This window comes from Dactylosporangium sp. CA-152071 (assembly GCF_050936335.1).
GTDB lineage: Bacteria > Actinomycetota > Actinomycetes > Mycobacteriales > Micromonosporaceae > Dactylosporangium > Dactylosporangium maewongense.
Map to the genome: position 1 here is coordinate 3,300,675 of NZ_JBNJMZ010000002.1, position 12,040 is coordinate 3,312,714.

Below are 12,040 nucleotides of genomic sequence, written 5' to 3' on the forward strand. Positions count from 1 at the left end.
ACATCACCTAGGCCGCTGGCTGGTGGCCTTCCCGACACCCTGCCCGGAGATCGCGATCGCCACGGTCAACTTCATCACCGACGTCACGCGGCGCCGTCTCCTGGAGGGCCTGCCCCAGGTCTGCGGCCGAGCAACATCGACGAACCAACGTGTGTTCCTGACGGACCAACACACGTTCTGGAGCGGTGCCCTGCCGGAGACCGACTTCCTCGCCCGGCTCTACGCCTTGGAGCAGCTGCCGAGTAGCGACACCCGGTACACCACCGCATTCCAGGACATCGTCCAGCACCGCTGGGCCAACGACGACTGGGACGAAGACTGGATCTTCACTGATGAGCGGTTCGGTCTGACCGAAAGCGACGACATGCTGCTGCGATTCCTCGCCGAGATGCTGCACCCCGCCGTGCGCACCGACCTCGCCGAGGTCGAGCGCCTGCGCGGATTCCTCAACAGTACTCTCATCCACGACGGCTACGAACTGGTTCAGGTCGACGCCATCAGCAGCGCCCCGGTCTTCGCCGCCCGCCGTATCGGCGCCGGCGTTCCCGGCACAATGAAGAACCTCATCTTCGCCGCCATCGGCCCAAAGCCCGACCTCGTGATCGCCGATGCAATCAACAACGACCTGCGCCTCACCCGACACGCGCAGAACTGCCTGATGTACGACCGGCCACTACCCGCCCGCGGCCTGACCTGGACCGACCTGACCAACTGGTGGGCCGACCTGCACGGCATGACAGACGCACCGGCCGAGACGGTCTCCCTCAGCCTCTACCGCCGCCTGGACAGCTCACTCGGCGACAACGACGCCGAACGGCGAGTTCTGCACACCTACACCAACCGGTACGTGCGTCTTGGCCCCGACATCCCGGCGCTGATCCCGCAGGTCTACCTGCACTACGACCCCCACCTGCGCAGCCACTACCCACCCGGCGAAGCGCCCCTGCCACGCCAGCGAATGGACTTCCTGATGCTGCTGCCGCACCGCGCTCGAGTGGTGATCGAATGCGACGGCCGGCAGCACTACGCCGACGACGATGGCCGCGCCAGCCCACAGCGATACGCCGAGATGATGGCCGAGGACCGCGAACTGCGACTCGCCGGCTACGAGGTCTACCGCTTCGGCGGCACAGAACTCGTCAACGCCCCCGCTACCACACTCCGCCTCGATACCTTCTTTGATCGGCTCGTCGCCCGCCACACCGCCTAACGCAGGCGCGCGCACTCAGCGCCTGCGCCACACGGCTTGCGACCGGCGGACCCTGCACCTGTACCACACCGGCTGCAACAGATTAACTCGGCGGACAAGGCCACTGAACAGCAACAACCTTCGGGCGAGGATCGTTCACCCCGACAGAACGTGCAATTCTCCGCATAGAAGTTCAGCCGGCCACGATGGGGCAGATCGTCGACAAGCAGGGCAAGCCATTGACCGACGAAATCATCGCGGCGATGCTCCGGCAACGTGAGGCTCCGTGACCACTTGAGCCGGGATGGCCGCCGGTGCCCCGCCTACGCCGACAACTTCCGAACGGCAGCCCGGCGGACCGCCGGTCCGAACGGGTGACGGCGAGGTCCGTGGGTGCCGGTGATCGCCGGTTGGCACCGCATGCGGCACGCTCGTCATCCAGCTGGACCCAGGTTCGCCGTCATGTGTATCGAACGTGGGCACCAGGAGCGGGCGTTGCGGGATCCGCCAGAATCTGTGACAGACAGTCGATAGTGGCGAACGGGACCAGCGGTTGTGGCACGTAGGCCGCAGGAATCGGGCCGGGGGTGACCACCATTGCGATGACACGCCACGCGTCGGCATCGACCTCGCTGCTCAGGTAGTGCGCGCTGAGCAGCGCTTCGAGTTGGCGTCGGATCGCATCGGCTTTGTTCAAAAGTTTTGGCAGGTAGGGGCCGCTGCGCGGGGAGCGGATGCCCGTCCAACGGTCATGGCCCGAGTCCGGCGTGCCGTGATAGTCGATGATGTCGTATAGCAGCCGCTCCATGTCGGTGGCGACGTGTCCGGCCTTTGCCTCGATGACGAACACTCGGCGCCGGTCGGCGTCGATCACGACGAGGTCGATTTCGCCGGGGATGGTGATGCCCCACTTCGCAGCCCGTTCCTTCTTGAGGCGGGGAATCACGACTCGGTCTGGAGCCTTGGCTTCGCGTTCAATATCTGCTTCGAAGGCCTTCTGCTCGCTCTGCTCCCAGTGCTTGAAGGCCCGGATCACCGCCGGCGGCGCGTCCGGCCAGGGCAGGCTGGCCACCTGCACGTGAGCAAGAAGGAGCTCGCCCGCACGGGCCACTCGCCGGGGCATCACCAGCAAGACGCCCGGCTCGCCGGGTACCTGCAGCAAGGGCCGGCCAGAGAGACGTTCACCAAGCGGGGACGGAGGGCCGCCGATCGTGATCCGAGCCGCAACATCGGCATGCAGGGTCAACAGGTCGACCGCTCCGCCGAGCCGATCTGGCCGCAGGCCTGACCAGCTGCGAACAGCTTCGACGAGTTCGGTAACACGAACCTCGGCGGTTTCGTCGCCGGTGTCCCAGTCGGCTGCGAGGGCGAGGACGGCGAAAATCTCGTCAAGGCCGGTGCCAAACCCTGTCGTGAGCGTGGCCTCGGCTGCCAGTGCTGCATTGGTTGCCTGCTGATGCATCGGTGACTTCCGCGAGGCCTGGAGCCGTTCCCGCATGATGTCGGTCCACGACACGAAGGCCCCGCCGTCGTGCTCTGCCGGTGAGACTAGCCCGGGTTCAGTAGCGCTCAGCAGTGCTCGGCCTTGGCGAGCGTCGTGGGTGTAGCGGGTGTCGGCGATATAGCGCTCGAGGTAGAACGGCAGGTCGCGGTCTGAGGCGTCGGCGTGGCCGTCGGAGCTGACACCGGCGCGTGCCTGGTCGCGATGGCCGATCACGCGAACCAGCCCACCCGCGAGGTTGAACAATCGATGCCAGTCACGGTGGTCCATGGGCAGCCCGGCGGCGGGGCAGTGCCCAACAATGGCCTCGGTCAGCAGATCAGCCGCCCGGGTGGCCACGCCATTCGTGATTGCCTCGTCGTCAACGGCGGCGTCTGTGGGGAAACCGTGGGCACGTCGCAGTACCCGGTCGTCGTCCGTCCGCAGCCGGGTGGCCCAGAGACGCTCGACGGCGACTGCCGCCGTGCGCAGCGCTGTGGCGGCGGCGAACTGCGCGAGTTCGCTGCGGAGCAACTCCACGATTCCGGCGGCAACCGGGTCGAGGAGCGCCTGGTCAAGCTCGACAATCGGGGTGTTCAGCCGGATCCGAGTACTCAGGTGGTGGGTGATGGAGCGCCGCGCTCGTGCACCGGCACCTTCGCTCAGGGTGGCGGCAACGGCCCGGGTGGGTGGGCGCCGCGCAGACGACGTTCTGTGGAAGGCCATTGCGACGGGTAGCTGCGCCCACGCCTGCTGAAATAGTTCGCCGGCCTGACGCGCGTCGTCGTTGTCGGTGACCGCCGTGGTGGCGTTCACGATCTGGCTACCGGTGCTGTGCTGGTCCCGGGCGGCGATCGTAGTGACCAGCAGGCACCAGAGCGCCTCGCCGAGCTGCTGGTGCAGCAAGGACGGTGTGACGGTCAGGTGCTCGGGGGGTGCGTAGCCGAGAACGACGTTGACCCCGTCGAAGAAGACCAGCTTCACTGCCTGCAGCGCGCCCAGCTGCCCGGCGTGGAAGCCGATCCGGATCGGGCCCGGGATAGCGCTGGCCCAAGCGCGCCACCCGGAGGCAAGGTCGCCGGCCGGCGCCGCCGCCAGCTCGGTCAGCCCGGCGCGGACCGCGTCGCCGAGTAGCTGGGTCCACTGGCGATGCTCGGCGTTGTCCGCGTCCACGACGAACACGAGCGGCGGGTCGGCGTTGATGACCGCGTGTTCGTACGGGGTGGTCTTGCCGACGGTGAGGCAACCGTCGACCGGGGGCGCCACAAACGGCCAGTCACCCAGCCCGGGCAGGCCGACACACCGCAGCACGATCTCGTACGGGTCGTGTGCTGCACGGCGTCCCCATCGGTCGGCGGCGTCAGGTCCAGGCTGGTGCAGGCGCATGCCGGGTTCGAACAGCACGCCTTGACGCTGGAACGTGTCCCACAGCGTTGACGGTGTCGCGCCTTCGATCATCCGTAGCCCGGGCAGTTCCGCAAGCTCGTCCAGGAATGCCCAGAACTCTTCGTGATCACCTCCGATGCTGGCGGTGATCTGCCGCCAGTCGTCCAGCGTGATGAGGAGTGTGCCGGGCCGGATCTTGTCCGGTGGGCTCCACGGTCCGTCGATGACGACCACCCGGCGGATCACCGTGCTGCCAGCGATCACCGCGGTCGTCGCCGTTGCGCCGGGCATGAGCGGGCCAGCCGGTGTCATCACAGGTGCTAGTCGCGCGGCGTTCGCCGCGCTGACGTCCATCGTCAGGGTTTCGCCGACCTTGACCGCGGCCAGCCGGCGGCGCGCGCGGTCGGCTTCCCGCGCGGTTTCGCGTTCGTTCGTGCCGACGACGACCTGGACGGCGACGAGTCGCCGGCTCGCGGGGAACATCGCTCCGGTCAGCCTGCCTGACCGAGCGCACTGCACCGGGCCGACGAAATGCGTCGCCAGGCCACGCCCGCTGCTCACGAATGCCAGCTCGGCCACATCCAACAGATGCGACGCCGTAGCTCCGCTCGTCTTGCCCGCCAGGCTCATCAGCTGCGTACCGGTCGTCGCCAGGGCGTCGAGCACCAGTACTGCCGGGACCGGGAGCACAGCATCCTGAACCTGGACGAGCAGCGCGCCGTCCAGCATCCACGTGCTGCGGGCGACATCGTCGGCGTCCCGGGAGCACCAGGCCACCGCTGCCCGCAGCCGATCGTCGACAGGCAGCCCTCCCGGGGAGCGCAGCCAGGTCGGCGTCCCCTCCGCATCGACTTGCCGGCAGAACTCGATCAATGACCCCGACGTCGGCTGAGACTGCGCGTCGTCTTCACTGCCGGGTATCCCGTCGCGGCGATCCGTCCGATCTGCCCGGAAGGCTCGCTGCACCGCCATAGCCCGCAGACCGATCGTGACCACATCGGCGATGCCGAATCCCAGCACCGGGACGAGCACAGGGTCGGCAGCGACGGCGTAGCGGCGCAGCTGCTCGATCGTTCGTTCCGGGTCGTTCAGCGCGCCCGGATGTAGCGGCCACAGCCGCTCGTCCCACAGGACGTGCACGAGCAGGTCCGGGTCGAGGCGTTCTGCCTGCTGATAGTCCTCGACGATCGGCACCCGCCGCTGGATGGTCTGCAGCCAGTCTGCAACATCCTCGGGTCGAGCTCGACGCTCCCCGGCCGCCTCCCCGGCGAATGCCTGCCCAAGGAGAAACGAGAGGCTCGGAAGCAGCCGCGCTGAAGCCCACGACACGTCATACAGCGCATCGAGGCAGCTGATCCGCTCGAAACGGCGGATGGACTGACGAGCGGCCCGCGCCAGCTCGTCAACGGTCGACCACCGACCTGCGTGAGGTGTGTTCACCTGGTACGTGTTCCGGACTAGCTCCAACAAGATCAGCATGACCACGGATAGGCAACGTCATGCTACGCCCGATCCCATTCCGCGAGTCGACGGCTCACCGTGCGGGGCGCGTCCGTCGCCGCGTCGAGCACGACGATCCAGCGATGCCCGTCGGGGTCCGGGCGGTTAACGGGCGTGTCGGCAGCGATGCCTTCGCCCCGTGGCCGCCTCGTCGCGGCGATGCCGGATGCAGGTGTGCTTTGCTGGTGGGATGGCAACGGTGAACTGGGAGCGCGCTTCCGGTGAGGCGGTTGAGGAGTTCGTCGCGGCTCTGCTGCTGATCCACCACAACGGTGCCGGCAACCGGATAACGCCGTCGAGCGGCGATGGCGGCCGCGACGTCCAGTTGCGGGTATCCGGGGGCTACGACCATGTGCAGGTGAAGCGGTTCGCAAGTCGGTTGACATCCACGCAGCGCCGTCAGGTCGAGAAGTCGTGGACGACGTTCGTGGCGAAGACGCTGCCAGTCATGCCGGTGCGTTCCTGGGCTCTGGCGTGCCCGTGGGACCCGACGCGGGAACAGCTCGCATGGCTGGAGGAACTCACACGCGGTCATGACGTCGATGTGTCCTGGATCGGGCGGGCCCAGTTGGACGGCCTGGCAGCGCAGTACCCGTCGTTGGTCGAGTACTTCTTCGGGGACGGCGGCGAGCGCCTTCAGCGGCTCATGGCCGACGCGCTGCAGGGTGGCCGCGACGTACCGCGGGCTGCGGCTGGTGATGACCTGTTGGACGCGGTGTCGGCCCGCTCGGCCAGCCTGGCGAGGTCGCTGGGCGAGGTGGACCCGTTCTACGTCTATGAGATCGAGGTCCGCCACGGGAAAGTGGATGACGAACCGATTGAGCAGGTCATGGCGCGTGAGTCCCGCGCCGCGTTCGAACAGTGGACGCAGTTGGATGCGGGTCGGTACCAGGTCCTGCGTCTTGTGCCGCGGTTTCCGCAGGCCCTTGAGCTGAGCCCGATCGGGTCTCGGCTGCTGCTGGAGGCTGAGGAAGGCTCATCCGAGCTCACTGCTATCGAGGAGTTTCACCGGTTCGGAGCCCCGTTCCGCGACATTCCCGGCACGGTGCAGACCCTCACCGGGCCGCCCGGCTTGCGGATACCAACCGGTCCGGGAACCCTCACAGTACTGCCGCTGTCGCAGGCCGAATCGGCTCGCCCCGACCTGGAGGCACGGCTGGTCACGGCGGACGGCGACGTGGCTCATGCGCTTGACCTCGTCAACGTCCGAACTGCTGCTGCCTCAGCGGGGCGAGGCTGGTGGCTGTCTGGTCACGACCGCAGCGGGGTTCTGGAATTCCAGTTCTTCATGAACAGCCCGGACGGGGTTGACGAGGTGCGAATTCGGATTCAGCCGACCACTGGGCTTACGCCTGCCGATGCGGTCCCGGCGGTGCGGATGACGGCGGCGATGGTGCCGGGCACGCGCCTTGTCCTCGGCCTACGGGACGGGCCCGCAGTCACGGCTGGCTGGCCGCTCGATGACGACGCTACGACCGCAGAGGCCGCCCGCCAGCATCTGGTACTGCTCGATGCCTTGGCAGCCATTCAGCGGCACACCTTCGATCGGATCAGCATCCCGGACCTCAACAGCACTCCAGCCGATCAGATCGCCGAGATTCTGCACGTCGGTCGGCTTCTGCAGGGACATCAGGAAACGACTACGTGGTCAGAGGTCGTCTTGGCTGAAACGCCCCCAGAGAACGTGCCCGACCAGCCAGAGTTCGTGCTGATGTTCACCAATCAGCTGACCGTGCGGATCGACGGCCGCCAGCTTCCGCTGCTCGCGGAACGCCGAATTCTGTACCAATCGGCACGTGTCGCCGAGTCAGTCGCCGGCAACGGCAAGCTACGGATTGTGCCGGGTTCTACACCAACTGCAATCGTCGCCGCCGTCCCGTTTCCCGGAGCAACGTAGACCACGTGGCGGCCCGGCGCGCCCTCGACCAGCAAGCGCGCCGCACTCACCACCGGCCTCGCAGGCATTGCCATCCGCCTGGTAGCCGTCCTCGGAGAGGCGATCCCGACCTTTATCGCACGTTGCGTGAACCCGGCAGGAGCGGCGTGACCTTACGGCCGGAACAACCGAACCTCGCACTGAGTTTGTCGCTGGTGCCACGCTCTGCGGCTGGCCGGGACGGAACCCGGCCAGCCGCCAGCTCGAACGCTACGACGGCGTGCAGTTCGCGGAAATTGTCATACCCTGCGCGTACGGTTCCTGGTGCACTGATCGCAGCGTGATCACCGCCGGGGAGGGCGAGTCGTGCACTGGGTAGTCGCCGCGGACTGTAGCCGCGTCACGAACACCATCGAGGATCCGTTGCCGGGACGCCGGCGATGACGGCGCCCCTGACGGGCGAGCTCCTGCTCCCCGCCGGCGCCGCGCACGAGGTGGCCGGCGGGCAGGACCTTTACGCGTTGCGTGACGAGTGGCTGCTGGAGTTCGGATCGGAGAACACCCGCGGCGCGTATCGCCTCGACATCGACCAGTGGCTGCGATTCCTGGCCGCCAGCGCCGTCGACCCGCTGCACAGTGTGGAGCGCAAGCACGCGATCGGCTGGCTACGCGTCATGGAGACCGACCGGGCGGCAAAGTCGACCAGGGCTCGACGGTTGGCGGCAGTCAAGTCGTTCTACGAGTGGCTCACGACCATGGGCCACTTCGCCCGCCCGAATCCCGCCTTGTTGGAACGGCATCGACGCCCGCGGGTGGAGCGGCACAGCCCATCGACGTTCGCGCTGTCCCGGCAGCAGACCAGGCAGTTGCTGCACGCGGCGGATCGTGATCATGAACGGCAGGCTGCTCGGACGGCCGCGATCGTCTGGGTGCTGGTCTTCACCGGTCTCAGGGTCAGTGAGCTGATCGCCGCCGACGTCGAGGGGATCGGCACACACGACGGTCATCGGGTGCTGCGCCTCGTCATCAAGGGCGAACGTGACCTGTTGGTGGTGATCCCCGATCCGGTGTGGGTCCGCCTCGAGCGGTACCTGCTGCAGCGCCCGGAGTTGCGTCGGACGCGGCTGCCGGTCCGGGCTGGCCGGGCTGGCGGGCCGGGCAACGGGCGGCCGTTGTTCGTCACGGCGTCTGGAGGCCGGCTCGATCGGGGGACAGTGGCGCGGCTGCTGTGCCGGTTCGGTCCCGGCATCGGTGTGCAGGCGTGGCTCGGACCGCACGTCCTGCGGCACACGTGCTCCACCCTGGCGCGTGCGGCGGGAGTCGCACTGGAGGACGTTCAGGACCAGCTCGGTCAGGCTGACGTCCGCGTCGTGCGCCGCTACGACCACGGCGGTGTCCGACTCGACCGTGCTCCGGCCTACGCCCTGGTCACATACCTGGACGTCGCATAGTCCATCAGCGACACGGACGGAGCCGCCCGCAGCACCAACGCCGCAGCGGTCTGCCGAGCTGGCGTGTCATCGGGTGTGGGGTTCCGGTAGAGGCTCGCGGCGGCGGCGATGCGCTCGTACGGTGTTGACCTGAACGGCGATCACCACCACGCCCATCCGGGGTGATGGTGATCACCGGCACGTCGCGCACGCCCGGACCGGCCCCGGATCAGCCGGTCAACTGTGGCCGAGACGCCTCCGCACGCGGTGTCACGGCGCGGGTCGCTGCGGGCCACGGGGAGGAGCACAGCGTTGCCTGATGGCGGCGAAGGTTCGGCCGCAGCTGTCGCGCCGGCGGAGTGGGGGCCGACCGAGGACGGGCTCGCGCAGGCGTTCCTGGCGCAGCACGGCAGCGAGCTGCGGTACTGCCCGTCGTCCGGGCGCTGGCTGCGGTGGGCGCGGTACCGGTGGGTGTGGGACGAGGCGGACCTGCACTGGCAGTACGTGCTGCGGCTGGCCCGGCAGCTGCCGAAGTCCGGCCGGTGGGCCCGCTTTCACGGCAAGGCGCGCTCCGCGTCCGGTGTCGCCGGCGTCACCCGGCTGGCCCGGACCTCCCCCACCGTCACGGTCGCCCTCGACGAGCTCGACGCCCACCCGTACGAGCTGAACACCCCGGACGGCATCGTCGACCTGCGCACTGGTCTGCTGGGTGCGGCGGACCGCTCACACCTGCACACCCGCGCGACGAGCGTCGGCCCTGACTTCGACCGTCGCGGTGTCGTGTTCGACCGGTTCCTGGACGAGACGTTCGGCGACGACGTCGGTCTGCGGACGTACGTGCAGCGGCTGGTCGGCGCCGCCGCGATCGGCACCGTGCTGGAGCAGATCCTTCCGTTCGCGCACGGCGAAGGCGCGGACGGCAAGTCCACGCTGTTCGGCGCGATCATGCACGCCCTCGGCATCGGCACGACCGGGTATGCGATCGCCGCGTCGCCGGAGCTGCTGCTGCAACGGCAGCACGCGGATCACCCGACCGAGCTGGCGCAGCTGGCCGGGGCCCGCCTGGTCGTGTGCTCCGAGCTCGACGAGGGCCAGCGGTTCGCCGAAGCCAGGGTCAAGCTCCTCACCAGTCCCGACATCATCCCGGCGAGGTTCATGCACGGCAACTGGTTCTCCTACCGGCCGTCGCACTCGCTGTTCCTGCTGGGCAACCACCGGCCGGTCGCCACGTCGGGCGGGCCGGCGTTCTGGCGGCGGCTGCGACTGCTGCCGTTCACGCACTCCGTGCCGCAGGACCGGCAGGACCCGCACCTGCCCGAGCGGCTGCAGCAGGAAGCGCCGGCGATCCTGGCGTGGATCGTGCAGGGCGCCGTCGCCTACCTGCGCGACGGAACCGGCGAGCCGGACAGCGTCCGGGCGGCGACCGCCGCGTACGCCCGCGACCAGGACAGCGTCGCCGGGTTCGTCGCCGAGTGCTGCGACCTCGCCGCCGGCAAGCCAGGCGTGCAGGTGGCTGTCGGGGTGCTGCGCGCCGCATACGAGCGGTGGTGCGCGGACAACGGAGACGCGCCGGTCACACCGAAGGTGCTCAGCCAACGGCTGCACCGGCTTGGTGTGACGTCGGGGCGTGGCGGCAAAGGTGTCCGCCGGTATGAAGGCATCGCTCTGCACGCGGAACCCGAGCGGCAGCGACCCCGGCCCGGCGGCGAGCCGATGTTCTGACCGGCGTCCACCGCACGACGCGGTAGCGCGCCGACGCGATGCCGCACGACACAGATGATGCTGTACGACGGAGGAGGCCAGGTGAGTCCAACACAGTCAGGTGGGTCGCTCGTCGTCCGCGGGGTCATCGCCACCACGTTGGCCGTGCTCGTCCGCGTCTGCGTCGAACAGACGGTCGGCGCCGCCCCAGCCGCAGCACGGCAGGTGGCTGCCGCGATCGACTACTCCGTCAGCTTCCTCGCCGTGCTCACCGTCGCCGCCGCCGGCTGGTGGGCTGGGTACCAGGCCCAGGGCGCGCTCACGACGTGGATCGACCGCCGGTTCGCCGCCGGGATCCGCCGCTGGCAGCAGGTGCCGCGAAGCCGTGCGCATGACGTCGTCTTCGTCAACGCGGCTGCGCTGTTGTTCGTGCGGATGGGCAATCTCGCGTTCCGGCCGGTGTGGCGGCGAGCGATCGGGATCCTGACCGCTGTGCTGCTGCTCCAGCTGGCATGGTCGGCCGTAGCGGCGATCACCGCGCCGCCCATGCCTGCCGCGGCTGCCGCACACTCCGCCGCTCTGTACGGTTTTGGTCATCGGTTCGGCGGCGTCGCCTCCGCGGCCCTGTTCGTGGGCATCGTGGCCATGGTCGCGAACCTCGTAACCTCGGCCGGGTTGGCTCTTCGCAGGCTCGGACGACGAGACAGCTCGGAGACGGACTAGGCAGCTGCCTGGGCGCGGGTGCCATGTGCGTCGGGGGCGGCGAGCTGGGCCGCGGTACCGCTAACGACCGGACGGAGCCTGAGCCAAGCCGGGAATCGAACCACTGGCACCGGACGGTGGTGGCGCAGCCCGCCGCCCGCCCGGCAGCGCGATCAACGCCACCGGCGGGGGCATGGCAGCGCCAGCGAGCTCCTCGGCGACGTCGAACCAGCGCGGTCCGTCCACGTCGGCATTTTCCGGCAATCTGAGCGTGTTACGCGCCCAGTCGAGCCACGGCACCGCTGGCGCCGGGAGTAGTTCCGGGTCGCTGTCCGGCACGTCGATCGGCGCGGTCGCCACCACGAACCTCTCGTACGTCGCGTAGTCGTCCTCGGGGGCGTCGACGACGTGCACGCCCAATGCGGCGAGCGCCGCGTCCGGGTCGGCGGGCGACCATTCGTCGCGGGGAATGCCCGCCTCGTCGCGGATGGCGTCGAGCAGTTGCCGGGTGCCGTCCGTGCTGTCGAAGTCGTAGGTACTCATGACGTAGCCATAGACGACGCGCAAAGGACCGTCCTTCCGCCGGGGTACCGATCCTTCCGTGCCGGGCTTTCTCCCACCAGCAGGCTCACCCGATCGTGTCGGCTGCCGCCATGCACCGCCCTTGGGCAGGCTCGCCGTCCGGGCACGGTCCGGCCGAATTCGGCGCTGGAACGCGGGCTGCGTGGTTCGCAGCCACCGGCCTGCAAGGCTGGACACCATCCGACGACCATGCG

Annotated in this window: 7 protein-coding genes; 5 read left to right on the plus strand and 2 right to left on the minus strand. The window is 68.7% G+C overall.

What is annotated here, in order from left to right; translation table 11 throughout:
• Positions 1-22 precede the first annotated feature (22 nt).
• Positions 23-1,210: a hypothetical protein gene (locus ACQEVZ_RS54890; protein ID WP_433383822.1), complete on the plus strand. Its 1,188-nt coding sequence runs from the start codon at positions 23-25 to the stop codon at positions 1,208-1,210.
• Positions 1,211-1,649: 439 nt separating this feature from the next.
• Here the strand turns inward: ACQEVZ_RS54890 and ACQEVZ_RS54895 are convergent, their stop codons facing one another.
• On the minus strand, positions 1,650-5,540 hold the full coding sequence (locus ACQEVZ_RS54895) for a hypothetical protein (RefSeq protein ID WP_433383824.1): 3,891 nt from the start codon (positions 5,538-5,540) through the stop codon (positions 1,650-1,652).
• A gap of 205 nt (positions 5,541-5,745) precedes the next feature.
• Between ACQEVZ_RS54895 and ACQEVZ_RS54900 the strand changes: the two genes are divergently transcribed.
• From ACQEVZ_RS54900 to ACQEVZ_RS54915, 4 genes are all read left to right on the plus strand, one after another.
• Positions 5,746-7,452: a hypothetical protein gene (locus tag ACQEVZ_RS54900; protein ID WP_433383826.1), complete on the plus strand. Its 1,707-nt coding sequence runs from the start codon at positions 5,746-5,748 to the stop codon at positions 7,450-7,452.
• A 419-nt stretch (positions 7,453-7,871) separates the two neighbouring features.
• Positions 7,872-8,882, plus strand: coding sequence for a tyrosine-type recombinase/integrase (locus ACQEVZ_RS54905; RefSeq protein ID WP_433383828.1), 1,011 nt, complete (start codon positions 7,872-7,874; stop codon positions 8,880-8,882).
• Positions 8,883-9,173: 291 nt separating this feature from the next.
• A complete protein-coding gene (locus tag ACQEVZ_RS54910) occupies positions 9,174-10,583 on the plus strand; it encodes a DNA primase family protein (RefSeq protein ID WP_433383830.1) in 1,410 nt (469 codons plus the stop codon).
• 138 nt (positions 10,584-10,721) lie between these two features.
• Positions 10,722-11,285 carry a hypothetical protein gene (locus ACQEVZ_RS54915; protein WP_433383832.1) on the plus strand — a complete coding sequence of 188 codons (564 nt, stop codon included), beginning with the start codon at positions 10,722-10,724 and terminating at the stop codon, positions 11,283-11,285.
• A 60-nt stretch (positions 11,286-11,345) separates the two neighbouring features.
• Here the strand turns inward: ACQEVZ_RS54915 and ACQEVZ_RS54920 are convergent, their stop codons facing one another.
• Positions 11,346-11,807 carry a hypothetical protein gene (locus ACQEVZ_RS54920; RefSeq protein WP_433383834.1) on the minus strand — a complete coding sequence of 154 codons (462 nt, stop codon included), beginning with the start codon at positions 11,805-11,807 and terminating at the stop codon, positions 11,346-11,348.
• Between the last annotated feature and the right edge of the window lie 233 nt (positions 11,808-12,040).